The 16,925-nt window shown below is 76.6% G+C and carries 12 protein-coding genes; all 12 read left to right on the top strand.

Going from position 1 to position 16,925, the window contains the following annotated elements; genetic code table 11:
• The first annotated feature begins 22 nt into the window (after positions 1 to 22).
• The 12 genes from WIS52_RS21745 (at position 23) to WIS52_RS21800 (ending at position 16,781) form a co-directional block, all read left to right on the top strand.
• Positions 23 to 1,177 carry a glycosyltransferase family protein gene (locus WIS52_RS21745; protein ID WP_349300167.1) on the top strand — a complete coding sequence of 385 codons (1,155 nt, stop codon included), beginning with the start codon at positions 23 to 25 and terminating at the stop codon, positions 1,175 to 1,177.
• On the top strand, positions 1,167 to 2,393 hold the full coding sequence (locus tag WIS52_RS21750) for a glycosyltransferase (RefSeq protein WP_349300168.1): 1,227 nt from the start codon (positions 1,167 to 1,169) through the stop codon (positions 2,391 to 2,393). The genes WIS52_RS21745 and WIS52_RS21750 overlap by 11 nt, the downstream gene beginning before the upstream one ends.
• On the top strand, positions 2,390 to 3,550 hold the full coding sequence (locus WIS52_RS21755; RefSeq protein ID WP_349300169.1) for a glycosyltransferase family 4 protein: 1,161 nt from the start codon (positions 2,390 to 2,392) through the stop codon (positions 3,548 to 3,550). Before WIS52_RS21750 ends, WIS52_RS21755 begins: the two co-directional genes overlap by 4 nt.
• Positions 3,547 to 5,382 carry an ABC transporter ATP-binding protein gene (locus WIS52_RS21760; RefSeq protein WP_349300170.1) on the top strand — a complete coding sequence of 612 codons (1,836 nt, stop codon included), beginning with the start codon at positions 3,547 to 3,549 and terminating at the stop codon, positions 5,380 to 5,382. Before WIS52_RS21755 ends, WIS52_RS21760 begins: the two co-directional genes overlap by 4 nt.
• On the top strand, positions 5,379 to 7,514 hold the full coding sequence (locus WIS52_RS21765; RefSeq protein ID WP_349300171.1) for a hypothetical protein: 2,136 nt from the start codon (positions 5,379 to 5,381) through the stop codon (positions 7,512 to 7,514). Before WIS52_RS21760 ends, WIS52_RS21765 begins: the two co-directional genes overlap by 4 nt.
• The gene (locus tag WIS52_RS21770; protein WP_349300172.1) at positions 7,502 to 8,320 is read left to right on the top strand and encodes a TIGR03936 family radical SAM-associated protein; all 819 of its coding nucleotides are present in this window, start codon (positions 7,502 to 7,504) and stop codon (positions 8,318 to 8,320) included. Before WIS52_RS21765 ends, WIS52_RS21770 begins: the two co-directional genes overlap by 13 nt.
• Positions 8,321 to 8,499: 179 nt before the next feature.
• Positions 8,500 to 12,009, top strand: a complete 3,510-nt coding sequence (locus tag WIS52_RS21775; RefSeq protein ID WP_417715016.1) for a translation initiation factor IF-2 N-terminal domain-containing protein — start codon at positions 8,500 to 8,502, stop codon at positions 12,007 to 12,009.
• A gap of 162 nt (positions 12,010 to 12,171) precedes the next feature.
• The gene (gene rplU / locus WIS52_RS21780) at positions 12,172 to 12,477 is read left to right on the top strand and encodes a 50S ribosomal protein L21 (protein WP_349300174.1); all 306 of its coding nucleotides are present in this window, start codon (positions 12,172 to 12,174) and stop codon (positions 12,475 to 12,477) included.
• A 12-nt stretch (positions 12,478 to 12,489) separates the two neighbouring features.
• Positions 12,490 to 12,747, top strand: a complete 258-nt coding sequence (gene rpmA, locus WIS52_RS21785) for a 50S ribosomal protein L27 (RefSeq protein WP_349300175.1) — start codon at positions 12,490 to 12,492, stop codon at positions 12,745 to 12,747.
• A gap of 114 nt (positions 12,748 to 12,861) precedes the next feature.
• Positions 12,862 to 14,361, top strand: a complete 1,500-nt coding sequence (gene obgE / locus WIS52_RS21790; RefSeq protein WP_349300176.1) for a GTPase ObgE — start codon at positions 12,862 to 12,864, stop codon at positions 14,359 to 14,361.
• Between the two features lie 22 nt (positions 14,362 to 14,383).
• Positions 14,384 to 15,496, top strand: coding sequence for a glutamate 5-kinase (gene proB, locus WIS52_RS21795; RefSeq protein WP_349300177.1), 1,113 nt, complete (start codon positions 14,384 to 14,386; stop codon positions 15,494 to 15,496).
• A 73-nt stretch (positions 15,497 to 15,569) separates the two neighbouring features.
• Complete coding sequence (locus tag WIS52_RS21800; RefSeq protein WP_349300178.1) at positions 15,570 to 16,781, top strand: methyltransferase domain-containing protein; 1,212 nt, start codon at positions 15,570 to 15,572, stop codon at positions 16,779 to 16,781.
• Positions 16,782 to 16,925: the final 144 nt, after the last annotated feature.

The raw sequence follows: 16,925 nt of genomic DNA on the forward strand, positions 1-16,925 counted from the left end.
TTCCGTCCCGATGGTGGACACCATGGACGAACGAGGCGCCCGGATCGCGCTGTACGGGCACGACACCATGGGATTGGGGCACCTGCGCCGCAACCTGGCGCTGGCGTCGGCACTGTGCGCGGACCAGGGCGGGCCGGGGCCGCAGGTCCTGCTCGTCAGCGGCGCCGCGGAGGCCGGCCGGTTCCCGCTGCCCGACGGCGTCGACCTGCTCGTGCTCCCCTCGGTCGCCAAGGGGGCCGACGGCGGGTACCGGGCGCGGCGCTGGGACCTGCCGCTCGACGACGTCGTCCGTATGCGGTCCGAGATCCTGGCGGCCGGGCTGCCGGCGTTCGCGCCGGACCTGCTCGTCGTCGACAAGGTCGCGCGCGGTTTCGCCGGTGACCTGGAGGCGGCGCTGCCGCGGCTGCGCGCGGCCGGTACCCGGACGGTGCTGGGCCTGCGCGACGTGCTGGACACCCCCGCCGTCGCGGCGACCGAGTGGCGTCGCGACCGCACCACCGAGATCGTCCGCGAGCACTACGACGCGGTCTGGGTCTACGGCGACCCGCGGGTGGCCGATCCGGTCGGCGACCTGCGACTGCCGCCGTCGGTCCGCCGGATGGTGCGGCACACCGGCTACCTGGCGCCGCGGCACCGGCCGGCCGCGACCGCGCGACCGGTGCCCGGTCCGTACAGCCTGTGCCTGCTCGGCGGCGGTGAGGACGGCGAGGCGCTGGCCCGCGCCTACGCCGCCGCACCGCACACGGCCGGGGTGACGCCGGTCGTCGTCGCCGGGCCATACCTGCCCGGCCGGACCCGGGATCTCCTGCACGCCGCGCCCGGGCTGCACGTCGTCGACTTCTGCGAGGACCCGGCGCGCTGGGTGGCCGGGGCGTCCGCGGTGGTGGCGATGGGTGGCTACAACACCGTCGTCGAGCTGCTGGGCACCGACACCCCGGCGCTGATCGTGCCGCGGGCCGTGCCGCGCGCCGAGCAGGTCGTCCGGGCCCGGCGGCTGTCCGAGCTGGGCGCCGTCGACGACGCCGACCCCGCCGACCTGAGCCCGGCGCTGCTGGGGCGCTGGCTGGCCGGGGCGATCGGGACCCGCACGCCCCGGGACGGCCTGGACCTCGACGGCCTGGCCCGCGTCCCGGCGCTGGCGGCCGAGCTGGTGGCGGAGGCGCGTCGTGCGGCCTGAACCCCGGATCGGGTACGTGCTCAAGCGCTACCCGCGGCTGTCCGAGACGTTCGTCGTCCAGGAGATCCTCGCCCGCGAGGCGGCGGGGGAGCGGATCGCGATCGCCGCGCTCCGCCCGGCCGGCGACCCCTGTTTCCACCCGGCCGTCGCCGCGGTCCGCGCGCCCGTCACCTGGGTGCCGCGGCCGACCGGCAGCGAGGCGCTGTGGGAGGCGATGGAGCGCGCGCTGCCCGAGCTGCCCCGGGTGCTGCCCGAGCTCCTGGCGCTGCGGCCGGCCGACGCCGTGCAGGTCCTGCACGTGGCGCAGTGGGTGCGGGAGACCGGCGTGACCCACCTGCACGCGCACTTCGCGACGATCGCGACGACCGTCGCGCGGCTCGCCGGCCGGCTGGCGGGGGTGCCGTACTCCTTCACCGCGCACGCCAAGGACCTCTACCACCACGACGTCGACCACGACGCGGTCCGCGCGATGCTGGCCGAGGCCCACCACGTCGTCACGATCAGCGACCACAACGCCCGCTGGCTCGCCGACACCTTCGGTGCCGCGGCCGCCCGGGTCGCCCGGGTCCACAACGGACTCGACCCGGCGACGATCCGGTTCCGTGAGCCGCGGGACCGCGAGGCCCGGGTCGCCTTCGTGGGCCGGCTCGTCGCCAAGAAGGGGCTGCCCGACCTGATCGACGCGATGGCGCTGCTGCGTGAGCGCGGACGGCCGACCCCGCTGGACGTCGTCGGCTCCGGTCCGCTGTCCGAGACCGCGCGGCGGCAGGTCGACGAGCTCGGCCTCACCGGGCTGGTCCGGTTCCACGGACCACTGCCGGCCGACGCGGTCGCCGGGATCGTCGGTGCCGCGAGCGTGTTCGCCGCGCCCTGCGTGCATGCGCCGGACGGCGACCGCGACGGCCTGCCCACCGTCCTGCTGGAGGCGATGGCACTCGGCACGCCGTGCGTCGCGACCACGGTCACCGGCATCCCGGAGGCCGTCCGGCACGACCGGACCGGCCTGCTGGTCCCCGAGCGCGACCCGGCCGCACTGGCGGACGCGATCACCGTGCTGCTCGACGACCCGGCGCGCGGGATCCGGCTGGCCCGCGCGGCCCGGGCCCTGGTCGAGGACCGCTTCGACCGGGCCGACCAGGCCGCGGCGCTGGCCCGGCTGGTGCGCGGCGAGCGAACCCCGGACCCGGCGTCGCTGCCGGTGGAGGTGCCGGCATGAACGACGCCGCCGTCTACGTCGTCACGGACCCCGGGGTTCCGGTGTTCGGCACCAAGGGGTGTTCGGTGCACGTCCGCGAGGTGCTGGCCGAGCTGCGTGCCCGCCACCACGAGGTGCACCTGGTCACCACCCGGCCCGGCGGTCCGGTACCCGCGGGGTGGGACGACGTCGTCCTGCACGCCCTCCCGCGTCCGGCCGGCGACGACCCGGTGACCCGCGAGGCCGCCCAGCGCGCCGCCGACGTGCAGGCGGGGCTCCGGGTCGCCGCCCTGTGCGCGACCGGCCGGGTCGCGCTGGTCTACCAGCGCTACGGGCTGTGGGGCGCCGCGCCGCTGGAGGCCGCCCGCATCACCGGAACGCCGACCGTGCTGGAGATCAACGCACCGCTGGTCGACGAGCAGCGCCGGCACCGCTCACTGTCCGATCCGGACGGAGCGCTGGCGTACACCCGCCGCGCGCTCGCCGCCGCGAGCGCGCCGTTCGCGGTCAGCGGGCCCGTCGCGGACTGGGCGGCCGCGCTCGATCCGGCGGGTCGGGAGATCCCGGTCGTCCCGAACGGCGTCGACCCGGGCCGGTTCCTCCCGGCCCCGGTCCGCGACGACCGGGAGCGGCTGGTCGTGGCGTTCTCCGGCACCTTCCGTCCCTGGCACGGCACGAGCCTGCTGGTCGACGCCGTCGCCGCGGCCCGGGCGGACGGGGCGACGCTGGAGCTGCTGCTGATCGGTGACGGCCCCGAGCTCGCCCCGACGGTCGGCCGCGCCGACCGGGCCGGGGTGCCGCTGCGTGCCACCGGGCGGGTCGACCCGTCGGTGGTGCCGGAGCTCCTGCACACCGCCGACCTGGCCGCCGCGCCCTACCCGGCCGGCGAGCACTACTTCTCGCCGCTGAAGGTCGCCGAGTACCTGGCTGCCGGGCTACCGACGGTCGCGAGCGCGATCGCGGACCTGCCCGGCCTGGTCCGCGACGGCGAGGAGGTCCTGCTCGTCCCGCCCGGCGACGTCACCGCGACCGCCCGCGCCCTGCACCGGATCGGCACCGACCGCGCCCTGCGGGGCCGGCTGGCCCGGGCCGGACGGGCGGCGGCGCAACGGCGGATGTCCTGGTCGGCCGTCGTCGACGCGACACTGGCCCTGCCCGGCGCCGGGCGGGCGGCATGAGCCGCCGCGCGGCCCCGCCCGGCGGCGCGCACCCTCCCGCGGGTCCGCCCGGCGACGCGCACCCGTCCGCGGGCCCGCCCCGGCCGAGCGCACTGCGGGCCACGCTGCGCCACCTGCTGCCGCTGCTGCGCGGCCGGCGCGCGCTGATCGCGCTGGGCCTGACCGCGGTGCTGGTCGAGGTGCTCGCCACGCTCGCCGAGCCGTGGCCGCTGAAGATCGTCATCGACGACGTCATCCCGGCCGTGCTGGCCGGGGCGCCGGTCCCCGGCGGCGAGCTGTTCGGCGTCCCCGTGCTGGCCCTGGTCGCGGCCGGGGGCGTGCTCGCGGCGGCCGCGCTGCGCGCCGGGGCCTCCTACCTGGCGACCGTCTGCTTCGCGACCGTCGGCTCCCGTGTGACGGTGGACCTGCGGGCCGCCGCGTACCGGCACGTGCTGGCCCAGTCCCTGCGCTACCACCAGAGCGTCCCGTCCGGGGACCTGCTCGCCCGGCTCACCGCCGACGTCACCCGGCTGCAGGAGGTCGCCGTCACCGCGGGCCTGCCGATGCTCGCCAGCGTCGCCACCTTCGCCGGGATGACCGTGGTGATGCTGATCCTGGACCCGCTGCTCGCGCTCGTCGTCCTCGCCGTGATCCCGCTGTTCCTGCGCGGCGCGAAGCGCGCCGGAGGCGAGGTCACCGACGCCGCCCGCAGCTCCCGCAAGGCCGAGGGCGCGGTCGCCGGCCTGGTCGGGGAGTCCCTCGGCGCCGTCCGCGTCGTGCAGGCCTACCGGCTCGAGGAACCGCTGTGGCAGCGGTTCGCCGCGAGCAGCCGGAAGGGACTCACCACCGGGGTCCGGGCACAGCGCCTCGCCGCCGGGCTGGAACGGCGCACCGACCTGCTGATCGGTGCCGCCACCGCGGTGGTGCTGCTCGCCGGGACGCTGCGGGTCACCGGCGGTGCGCTGACCCTCGGCGAGCTGGTCGTGTTCGTCAGCTACCTCAAGTCGGCGTTCAAGCCGATGCGCAACCTGGCCAAGTACACCGGCCGGATCAGCCGCGCCACCGCGTCCGGGGAACGGATCGCCGAGCTGCTCGACACCGAGCCGGACCTGCGGGACTCGACGGGCGCCCGGCCGCTGCGCCGGGTGGTCGGCGACCTGCGCCTCGACGCCGTCAGCGTCGCGCACGGGGCCGGGCCGCCGGTGCTGCGCCGGGTGGACCTGCACGTCCGCCCGGGCGAGCGGGTCGGGCTGACCGGTCCCAGCGGCGCCGGCAAGTCGACGGTGCTGGCGCTGTTCCTGCGGTTGCTCGATCCCCGGGCGGGCACAGTCCGGCTGGACGGCCACGACGTCACCGACCTCACGCTGGCCTCGGTGCGGTCCTCGTTCGCCGTCGTGCTGCAGGAGGCGGTGCTGTTCCACGGCTCGGTCGCCGACAACATCCGGATGGGCCGGCCCGGCGCCACGGACGAGCAGGTCCGCGCCGCCGCCGTCGCGGCCGACGCCGACGCGTTCGTCCGCGCGCTGCCCGACGGTTACGACACCGTCCTCGCCGAGCGCGGCGACTCACTGTCCGGCGGGCAGCGGCAACGGATCGCGATCGCCCGCGCGATCCTGCGTGACGCCCCCGTCGTGCTGCTCGACGAGCCCACCACCGGGCTCGACGCCGCCTCCCGGCGCGCGGTGCTCGGCGCGCTGGAACGGCTGACCGCCGGGCGGACCGTGCTGGTCGTCGCGCACCACGACGAGCTGCTCGCGTCCTGCCACCGGGTGCTGCACGTGGCCGAGGGGCGGGTCGACGAGCGCCCGGCCGCCCCCACCGTCCGCCTCGAGCCGGCCGGGGAGGCGCGGTGAGCGCCCCCGTCGATGCCGCGCTGCCCGGCGCGGCCACGATCCTCGACCCGGCCGCCCGGGACCGGCTGCTGGCGCGGCACGGCGCCGGGGACCCGGTGGCGCTGCGGCTGCGCTGGAAGCCGGGCACGAACCTGCGGCTCGGCGTGGTCGGCACCCGACGTTCCCTGCTGGTGGCGTCGTTCGCCGACGCCGGGAAGGCCGACGCGCTCGCCCGGCGCCCGGGCGCCGTCCGGGACGCCACCGGGCTCGTCGTGCTGGACGCGGTGCGCGATCCGGCCCTCCGGCTCCGGGGCGCGGAGCCGGTGCCGGGCATGTCGGTGCTGGCCTACAACCCCGACCGGCGGATCGTGCTGCGCTCCGGCGACGAGGTGCTCAAACGGCACGCCGCACCGCCGCCGCGGGCGGTGCTCGACCTGCTGACCGACCCGCCCGGCCCGCTGGCCCCGCACCTGCCCGGCACCGTCGTCCACGGCACCGGGCGCAGCGTGCGGTCGTCCTGGGTGGACGGTCGTGCACCAGGGCCGGACGACGGCGACGCGGTGCGCGACGCGCTCGCGGCGCTGCGGTCCTGCGTCCCGCCGGCCGGGCTCCCGGTGCTGCGCGGGGGAGACGTCCACGCGGCCGCCGCGGCGGCCGTCGCCGCCCTGACCCGGATCCTCCCGGACAGCGCGGCGCGGACCCGGCCCGCGCTCGACGTGCTGCGCCGGGCCCCGTGGCCGGATCCCGTCGAGCCGGTGCACGGCGACCTCTCGGTGGACCAGGTGGTCGTCGACGGCGACCGCGCGGTGCTGCTCGACCTCGACCGCGCCGCGGTCGGCCCGCCCGGCTGGGACGCCGCCCAGTGGACCGCGGCCGCGCTGACCGGGCCCGGGCCCGCGTGGCCGGGCCCCGAGCCCGACCCGGTGCTGCTGCTCGCCGCGCTGCTGCAGCGGCTGCCGGAGCCGTTCAAACGGCTGCGCGACGGCTGGGAGGCCGACACCGGACGGCTGCTCGACGCGGTCGAGGAGACCGCCGCCCGGGTGGCGGACCGGTCCGACCCGGCGCCGCCCGCGGACCGTGCCCTGCGGCGCCTGCCGTCCGGGCTCCGCACGGCCCGCGCCTGGCCGATCGACCGGCCGGGCAGCCGGGCCCCGGTGCTGGCGGTGGAGGCGACCGCGGCCGACGGCCGGGTGGTCGGTGTGCTGCTCCCGGTCCGGTTGCGCCGGCCGGTGGAGGTCCTCGACGGCGCCGACCCGGCGCTCCCGGACCTGGCACCGGCGCTGGCCCGGCCGGGCGCGGTGCTGCTCGGGCACCGTCCCGGCAAGCGTGCCGTGCTCCGCGACGGCGACGGCGGCTATCTCAAGGTGGTGCGGCCGGGACGGGCCGGCCGCGTCGTCGCCGTTCTGGACACCGCGCGGGAGAAGGTGCGCGGACGTCCGGGCGCGCCGGTGATCCCCGATGCCGTGCCGCTCACCGACGGGACGGTCCGGCTCGCACCGCTGTCCGGGCCGTCGCTGCACGCGCTGCTCGCGCGGGACCCCGGCGGGCGGGCCGCCGAGGCCTGTGCCGGCCTGGTCGGGGCGCTCGCCGCGCTGCGGGACGCCGACCCGTCCGGGCTCGCCGTGCACACCGGGGGCGACGAGGCCGCCGTCCTCACCCGGTGGGCCGCCGACGCCGACCGGCTCACCGGCTCGTCGCTGTCCGGTCCGGCCCGGGCGGTCGCGGCCGCGCTCGCCGCGCTCGGGCCCCGCCCGGCCGTCCCGTGCCACCGTGACCTGCACGACAAGCAGGTGATCGCGCTGTCCGGTGGCCGCACCGGGCTGCTCGATCTGGACACGCTGTGTGCCGCCGACCCGGCCCTCGACGCCGGGAACCTGCTGGCCCACCTGCGGCTGCGCGCCGAGCAGGGGCACACCTCCGCCGGGCGGGCGCGGGAGTGCGCGGCCGCGCTCGGGCTGCCGGACCCGTACTCGGCCGTCCCGGGCGGCCGTCCCGACGGGCACGCCCTCGCGGTGTACACGGCGGCCGCGCTGCTCCGGGTGGCGGCGGTGCACCGGTTCCGTCCCGAGCCGGCCAGGCTCACCGGCCGGCTGGTGGCCGCGGCGCGGGAGGTCGCCCCCGGGCCTCCTAGACTGGCGGCATGGCGCGCGTGAAGGCGGGAGCGGCGGCGAACCCGGCACCTCCGGTGGTGCAGCGGGTACGCCTGCGGTTCGCCAAGCGCGGACGGCTGCGGTTCCTGTCGCACCGCGACGTCGCCCGCAGCTTCGAGCGGGCGGTGCGCCGGGCCGGCGTCCCGGTCGCGCACTCGCACGGGTTCAGCCCGCACCCGCGGCTGTCCTGGGTCGGCGCCGCACCGACCGGTGCGGCCAGCGAGGCCGAGTACGTGGAGATGGGCCTGACCCGCGAGGTCGACCCCGAGGTGCTGCGCGCGGCGATGGACGGGGTACTGCCCGACGGGCTCGACGTGCTCGAGGCCGTCCCGGCCGCGCCGCCGTCGCTGGCCGACCGGATCGACGCCGGACGCTGGCGGCTGGAGATCCGTGGGATCCCGTACCCGGACGTCGCGGCGGCCGTCGCGGAGCTGCTCGGTCGGGACTCGGTCGTCGTCACCCGGGTCACACCGTCCGGGCGCAAGGAGATCGACGTGCGGGCCGCGCTGGTCGCGCTCGCGGTCGACCCGGCCGGGACCGGCGGGCCGGGCGCGGACCCCGCCGAGGGCCCGGCGGGTCAGCCGGGTCCGGCGGCGGACTGTGCGATACTGACGGCGGTCGTACGGCAGACGACACCGACCGTCCGACCCGACGACGTGCTCAGTGCACTCGGCGTTGTCGCAGGCCTGACGCCACCGGTACCGGTGACGGCCACCCGGTTGGCGCAGGGCCTGCTCGACGACGGGGGTGACCTGGTGGATCCGCTCGGTGCGGTCCCGGTGACCCGGGAGAGCCCGGCCGGATCCTGAGCCGGCGGGACCCCTCCCGCCGCCACGCCGTCGAGGGCACCACCCCCCGCCTGGCGCGGGGACAGCGACACCGATGTGCCGTACCGCGCACCCGCGCGAGCTGCGGAACGAGAACGCGCAAGGTCCCTGCGCGGCCGCCTCCGACGTGAGGCGCCCGGGGGCGAAGGAGCTGAATGTCAGTGAAGGACACGCCCGCCGGTGCAACCGGCGGGCCCCCGGGTGTGCCGGGCGGTACTGCGGACCTGCCGGAGAAGATGCGGGTCCACGCCCTCGCGAAGCTGCTCGGCCGGGCCAGCAAGGACGTCCTCGACACGCTGACCGGTCTCGGCCACGAGGTCCGCAGCGTCCAGTCGAACATCACGCGTGCGACGGCCGAGCAGGTCGTCGCGGCGTTCGGCGCGGGGAACGAGGAGGTGGCCGCCGAGGCGCCGGTCCCCGAGCCGACTCCTGAGCCGGCCCCCGAGCCTGTCGCGGAGCAGCCCAGGCCCCGGCGGCGGACGCGGAAGAAGGCCGTCGCGGAGGAGGTCCGGCCCGAGGCCACGCAGCCCGACGCCGCCCAGCCCGACGCCGCCCAGTCCGACGCCACCCAGCCCGACGCCGCCCAGCCCGAGGTCGTCGACGCGCCGTCCCCGGCCGCCGAGACCCCCGAGGGCCCCGGCACCGCGCCGTCGTCCGCCTCGGAGCCGGCCGGCCCCGGGCTCGCCCCGGTGTTCGCCGTGCCGATGTTCCAGGCGCCCACCGCCCCCGCCGCGGCGCAGCCGTCGGCACCGGCGCCGGAGGCCGCCGAGACCGGTGACTCCGGTGACGGCGGCGGCCGCAAGGGACGCAAGACCCGCAAGCGCAAGCGCGACGACGACGCGGTCGCCGAGACGGCCCCGCAGCCCGCCGGCGACAAGGCCGCCGACACCGCCGACACCGGGACCGCCGACGGCCCGGACACCGGCGACGGCCCCGACGCCGACGACTCCGACGACGACGGCGCCCGCCGCCGCCGGCGGCGTGGACGGCGCGGACGTGGTCGCGGCAAGGGCGGCGACGAGCAGGCCGACGACGACTTCGACGGCGACGACACCGCCGACGAGGACGACACCGAGACCTCCGCCCCCGGGACGTCCGACTCCCAGAAGTCCGGGAAGTCCGACTCCGACGACCGGGACAACGACTCCGACGACTCGGCCGACGACTCCGACGATGCCGAGGACCAGGACCGGTCCGACCAGTCCTCCGGCGGGTCCCGGCGGCGTCGCCGGCGCCGCCGCCGCGGTGGCTCGGACGCCGAGGACCGCTCGGACGACGACCCGCCGAACACCGTCACGAAGGTGCGGGAGGCGCGGAGCAGCGACTCCGGTTCCTCCTCGTCCGACGACCAGGTGCAGGGCGTCCGCGGTTCGACCCGGCTGGAGGCCAAGCGCCAGCGACGCCGGGACGGCCGCGACGCCGGCCGCCGTCGTCCGCCGATCCTGTCCGAGTCCGAGTTCCTGGCCCGCCGGGAGTCCGTCGACCGGCAGATGGTGATCCGCCAGCTGGCCGACCGCACCGAGATCGGGGTGCTCGAGGACTCCGTCCTCGTCGAGCACTTCATCGCCGGTGGCGGCGTCGGCAGCGCCGGCATGGTCGGCAACATCTACCTGGGCCGCGTGCAGAACGTGCTGCCGTCGATGGAGGCCGCCTTCGTCGACATCGGCCGCGGCCGCAACGCCGTGCTCTACGCCGGTGAGGTCGACTGGGACGCCGCCGGGCTGAACGGCAAGGCCCGCAAGATCGAGCAGGCGCTGTCGTCCGGTGACCAGGTGCTGGTGCAGGTCACCAAGGACCCGGTGGGGCACAAGGGTGCCCGGCTCACCACGCAGATCTCGCTGGCCGGCCGGTTCCTGGTCTACGTGCCCTCCGGCGGCGCCGCCGGCATCTCCCGCAAGCTGCCCGACGTCGAGCGCAAGCGGCTCAAGGAGATGCTCAAGGAGATCGTCCCGGCCGAGGCCGGCGTGATCATCCGGACGGCGTCCGAGGGGGTCTCGCACGAGGCCCTGGAGCGCGACGTCCGCCGGCTGCAGGCGCAGTGGGAGGTCGTCAAGGAGAAGTCCGAGCGGACCGGCAAGGGCGCCCCGAAGGCGCCGACGCTCCTCTACGAGGAGCCGGACATGCTGGTCAAGGTCGTCCGCGACCAGTTCAACGAGGACTTCTCGAAGCTGATCGTGTCCGGCGACGGCGCCTGGGAGACCGTCTCCGGCTACGTCTCGCACGTCGCCCCGGAGCTGGCCGACCGCATGCACCGGCACACCGGCCCGACCGACGTCTTCACCGAGTACCGGATCGACGAGCAGCTGCTCAAGGCGCTGGACCGCAAGGTCTGGCTGCCCTCGGGCGGCACGCTGGTGATCGACCGGACCGAGGCGATGACGGTCGTCGACGTCAACACCGGCAAGTTCACCGGCTCCGGGGGCAACCTGGAGGAGACCGTCACCCGCAACAACCTGGAGGCGGCCGAGGAGGTCGTCCGCCAGCTCCGGCTGCGGGACATCGGCGGGATCATCGTCGTCGACTTCATCGACATGGTCCTGGAGGCCAACCGGGACCTGGTGCTGCGCCGGCTCACCGAGTGCCTGGCCCGCGACCGCACCCGGCACCAGGTGGCCGAGGTGACCTCACTGGGCCTGGTGCAGATGACCCGCAAGCGGGTCGGCGGCGGGCTGCTGGAGCACTTCTCGACCCCGTGCGAGCACTGCCGCGGCCGCGGCGTGATCGTGTCCACCGACCCGTCCGACGGCGGTCACCAGCACGGTGGCGGGAACGGCAAGGGCGGTGGGTCCGGGTCCGGCGGCTCCGGGAACGGTGGCTCCGGGAACGGTGGCCAGGACAACAGCAACGGCAACGGCGACGGCGGTGGGCGCCGCCGGCGCCGGCGCGGCGGTGGCGGTGACGGCGGCAACGGGCGTTCCGCGCACGGCAACGGTGACGGGGTGGACGTCGAGGCCGCCGGGACCAACGGCTCGGCCGGATCCGGTGACGCCGGGCGCCCGGTCGACACCAGTTCGGTCGTGGCCGGGGTGGCGGCGGTCGCCGCCGGCCTGCCCCGCGGCGACGACGGCGCCTCCGCGCCGGCTGGTACCGACACCCCGGTTGGTACCGACACCCCGGTTGGTGCCGACACTCCGGGCGATACCACGGCTGATTCCGATGGCCCGGGCGGCGACGACCGGCCGGCCGGCATCGGCAGCCCGGCGAGCGCCGACGGGTCGGCGAGCGCCGACGGCACGGTGGCCCCCGCCGGACCGGCGACCGGGGACAGCACCGTGGCCGACGCGGCGCTTGCTCCGGAGCCCACGGCGGATCCGGACGCCGACCCGGCCGTCGCCGAACCGGCCGGCGCCCTCGCCGCCGCGACCGCGCAGCCGACCGGACCGGCCGACGTCGCGGAGGCGGAGCCGGCCCCGCGCCGCCGCCGGGTGAGCCGGTCCGCCGGCGCCCCGGTGAAGGGCGCCGACCCGGTCGTGATCACCACGGCGAGCACGGACGGCGCCGCCGCCCCGGCCGCCCCGACGACCCCGGACCCCGCCCCGGCGGTCCCGGACAGCACCGGGACGCCCGCGGGCGCCCCGGAGCAGCCGGAACCCGCCGCGGTGGTGTCCCGGCCCCGCCGCGCACGGCGGGCCGCCTCGCGTCCCGCGGGACCACCGCAGGACGGGGGGTGAGTGCGGCCCCGCCAGTGGGGTCGCGTACCCTTGACCGACAGAAGCCACGCCTGGAGTGCGCAAGTTATGGGGCGGTGGCGTGCGCGCCGGGAACCGGTGCGAGCTGTGAGAGACCCGAGCGCGCGAGTCGCGCCCCCGATGTTCAGGAGTCGTGCGTCAGCGATGTACGCGATCGTCAAGACCGGCGGCAAGCAGTACAAGGTGGCCGTCGAGGACAAGGTCACCGTCGAGAAGATCGACGGTGAGCCCGGTGCCGAGATCGTCCTCCCGGCCGTGATGCTCGTCGACGGCGACCAGGTGACCACCGACGTCGCCGGTCTCACCACCGCGGTGACCGCCACCGTCGTCGAGCACACCAAGGGTCCGAAGATCCGGATCCACAAGTTCAAGAACAAGACCGGGTACCACAAGCGTCAGGGCCACCGCCAGCCGCTGACGACGGTCCAGGTCACCGCGATCGGTAAGTGAGGAGCCTGCGTCATGGCACACAAGAAGGGTGCATCCAGCTCCCGTAACGGTCGCGACTCGAACGCCCAGTTCCTGGGTGTGAAGCGGTTCGGCGGCCAGGTCGTCAAGGCCGGCGAGATCCTGATCCGCCAGCGCGGCACCAGCACCCACCCGGGCGTCAACGTCGGGCGGGGCAAGGACGACACGCTGTTCGCGCTCGCCGCGGGCACCGTGCAGTTCGGGTCGAAGCGCGGTCGCAAGACCGTCAACATCGTGCCGGCCGAGGTCTGAGCGACCCGCCAGCACAGCGACGCCGACGGCGGGTCACCCGGTCATCCGGGGGCCCGCCGTTCGTCGTGTCACCAATGATCAAGTAACTCAGTGACCGAGTAGAGGAGCATCGCCATGTCCCGGTTCGTGGACCGCGTCGTGCTGCACGCGACCGCGGGATCCGGGGGCAACGGCTGCGCCTCGGTGCACCGCGAGAAGTTCAAGCCCCTCGGCGGTCCGGACGGCGGTAACGGCGGGCGCGGCGGGTCGGTCCTGCTCGTCGTCGACCCCGGGGTGCACACCCTGCTCGACTACCACCACCGCCCGCACGCGTCCGCGAAGAGCGGCGCGCAGGGCCAGGGCTCGTTCAAGCAGGGCGCAAACGCGCCGGACCTGGAGCTGCGGGTCCCGGACGGCACCGTCGTCCTCGACGCCGACGGCGAGATCGTCGCCGACCTCGTCGGGTCCGGCACGCAGTACGTGGCCGCGCAGGGCGGTCGGGGCGGGCTCGGCAACGCCGCACTCGCCTCCGCCGCGCGCAAGGCGCCCGGGTTCGCGCTGCTCGGCGAGCCCGGCGACGAGGTCGAGCTGACCCTGGAGCTCCGCTCGATCGCCGACGTCGGACTCGTCGGCTTCCCGAGTGCCGGCAAGTCCTCGCTGGTCGCCGCGCTGTCCGCGGCCCGGCCGAAGATCGCCGACTACCCGTTCACGACGCTCGTCCCGCAGCTCGGCGTGGTCAGCGCGGGCGACGAGACCTTCACCGTCGCCGACGTCCCCGGCCTCATCCCGGGTGCGGCCGACGGCCGCGGGCTGGGCCTGGAGTTCCTCCGGCACGTCGAGCGCTGCGAGGTGCTGGTGCACGTCGTCGACTGCGCGACGTTCGAGACCGAGCGCGACCCGGTGGGCGACATCGAGGCACTCGAGACCGAGCTCGCGCACTACGCCGACCAGCTCGGCACCAGCGCGCTGGGGGAGCGGCTCGACGAGCGGCCCCGGCTGATCGCGCTCAACAAGATCGACGTCCCGGACGCGGCCGACCTCGTCGACATGGTCCGCGCCGACCTCGACGAGCGGTTCGGCTGGCCGGTGTACCCGATCTCCACCGCGTCCCGGGCCGGGCTGCGGGAGCTGACCTTCGCGATGGCCGAGCGGGTGGCGGCGGCGCGCGCGGCCCGGCCGGTCGTCGAGGCGACCCGCACCGTCATCCGTCCGAAGGCGATCGACGACGCCGGGTTCACCATCGAGCGGGACACCGAGATCTCCGACGGCTTCGTCGTCCGCGGCGAGCGCCCCGAGCGCTGGATCCGGCAGACGAACTTCGAGAACGACGAGGCCGTCGGCTACCTCGCCGACCGACTGGCCCGGCTCGGGGTCGAGGAGGCGCTGGCCAAGGCCGGCGCCGTGCCCGGCTGCCCGGTCACGATCGGCGACGTCACCTTCGACTGGGAGCCCTCCACTCCCGCCGGTGCGGCGGCGCTGCTCACCGGGCGCGGCACCGACGTCCGGCTGGAGAGCAACGAGCGGGTCGGCGCGTCGGACCGCAAGCGGGCCCGCGCCGCGCGTCGGGCCCACCTGTCCGACGCCGAACTCGCGGCCGGTGCGCGGTACTCCTCCGACCACGAGATCGACGAGTGAGCACTCCCGCAGCGAGTACCGCGTGACCACCCGGGCCGCGCTCGGCGCGGCGCGCCGGGTCGTGGTCAAGGTCGGGTCGTCCTCGCTCACCAGCCTCACCGGTGGGCTCGACCCGGCCCGGCTCGACGCGCTGGTCGACGCCCTGATGGTCCGCCGCGCGACGGGCGGCCAGGTCGTGCTCGTCTCCTCCGGCGCGATCGCGGCGGGGCTCGCACCGCTGAAGCTGCGCAGGCGCCCGCGCGACCTCGCCACCCAGCAGGCCGCCGCCTCGGTCGGGCAGCTGCTGCTCGCGCACGCCTACTCGGCGTCGTTCGCCCGGCACTCCCAAGGCATCGGGCAGGTGCTGCTCACCGCCGACGACATGATCCGCCGGTCCAACTACCGCAACGCCCAGCGCACCCTGGAACGGCTGCTGCAGCTCGGCTCGGTGCCGGTGGTGAACGAGAACGACACCGTCGCCACCGCCGAGATCCGGGTCGGCGACAACGACCGGCTCGCCGCGCTGGTCGCGCACATCGTCGGCGCGGACGCCCTCGTGCTGCTCTCCGACGTCGACGGCCTCTACGACGGCCACCCGGGCGACCCGGCGTCGTCGCTGGTCGGGGAGGTGGCCGACCCGGCCGAGCTGGCCGGGGTCAGCATCTCCCGCCCGGGCTCCGGGCTGGGCACCGGCGGCATGGCCACCAAGGTCACCGCGGCGGCGATGGCGTCCGCGGCCGGGATCCCGGTGCTGCTGACCTCCGCCGAGGACGCCGCCGCCGCGCTCGACACCGGACCGGACGGCCCGAAGGTCGGCACCGCGTTCCGAGCGGCCGGGGCGCGGATGGGCGCGCGCCGGTTCTGGCTGCGGCACGCCGCCGACGTCCGCGGCGCGCTGGACCTCGACGACGGCGCCGTCGAGGCCGTCCGGAAGCGGCGGCGCTCGTTGCTCGCGGCCGGGGTGCACGGGATCTCCGGCGACTTCGTCGCCGGGGACGTGGTGGAGCTGCTAGCCCCGGGTGGGCGGGCGATCGCCCGCGGCGTCGTGTCCTACGACGCGACCGAGCTGCCGTCGATGATCGGCCGGCGGACCCGCGAGCTGCCGCCGGAGCAGCGCCGCGAGCTGGTGCACGCCGACGACCTGGTGCTCGTCTGACCCGTGAGTGCTTGTCCTGGTCACAGACACGTGGTCAGGGCCACGACGACCACTCACAGGTAGCGTCGGCTGCATGGCAACCGCCGAGGACGCCAGGTCCGGCCTGGTCGCCGGGCTGGTCCGGGACGGCCGCGTGCACAGCGGGCGGGTGCGGGCCGCGTTGGAGGAGGTGCCCCGGCACCTGTTCCTGCCCGGGCTCGAGCCGCCGGCGGCCTACGCCGACGAGGCGGTCCCGCTGAAGTTCGACGACGGCGTCACCGTCAGCTCGGTGTCCCAGCCCTCGATGGTCGCGATCATGCTGGAGCAGCTGGACGCCGGGCCGGGGCACCGGGTCCTGGAGATCGGCGCCGGGTCGGGGTGGAACGCGGGGCTGCTCGCCCACCTCGTCGGACCGGCGGGTGCGGTCACCACGGTGGACATCGACGAGGACCTGGTCGAAGGCGCGCGCGCCAACCTGGCCGTGGCCGGCGCGCACGGCGTGGCGGCCGTCACCGCCGACGGCGCCGCGGGCTACCCGCCCGGCGCGCCGTACGACCGCATCGAGCTGACCGTCGGCAGCACCGGGGTCCGGCCGGAGTGGGTCGCCCAGCTCGCGCCCGAGGGCCGGCTGCTGCTGCCGCTCACGGTGCGCGGCAGCCAGCTCTCGGTGGCGTTCCGGCTCACCGCACCGGGCCGGTTGAGCTCGGCGTCGGTGCGCAGCTGCGCGTTCGTCCGGTTGCGCGGGGCCGGCGCCACCCCCGGTCCCGACGCCGCGCTGGCCGACTCGGGATGGACGGTGCAGCCCGCGGACCCGGGCGTCGTCGACCCCACCGTGCTGGCGGAGGCGCTGCGTGCACCGGGTGCGGACCGGCCGGCGGCCTCGCCCGGGTCGGTGTCCGACCTCTGGGACGGGCTCGGTCTGTGGTGCGCCCTCGCCGACCCCGCCACCCTGCGGCTGATCGGACGGCCCGACGACGGGCTCGCGCCGGCGCTGTTCCCGCTGGCCGGGGGCCGGGCGGGGCTCGGCGTCGCCGCCGGGACCGGGTGCGCCCTGCTGCTCGCCGAGCCGGGCGCGACGATCCGGTCGTTCGGGTCAGGCGGCGACGTCGCCGCGCTCCGGCTCGCGGCGCTCGTCGAGGGTTGGGTGGCAGCCGGCCGCCCGCACGCCGCGGACCTGCGGATCGACGCCGTCGTCCCGGAACTGGCGGGCGGCGGCGATCCGGTTATCGGCGGCGCGGGCGGGCAGGTCGTGGTGGACGGGGCCGGCACGGTCCTGACGGCGTCCTGGCACCCGGTCGCGGGCTGAGCACCCGGCCGCGACGCCGATCCCCCGAACGCATGGGCGATGTGTACGCGCAGCGGACCTCGAATCGAACCGTACAACTCCGGCCCCCGGGACCTGCGGAGGTCCCGGACGGTCGCTGCGCTCCCGGTGCGACCGTCCGGCCCT

The organism is Pseudonocardia nematodicida, assembly GCF_040105385.1.
Taxonomy (GTDB): Bacteria; Actinomycetota; Actinomycetes; order Mycobacteriales; family Pseudonocardiaceae; genus Pseudonocardia; species Pseudonocardia nematodicida.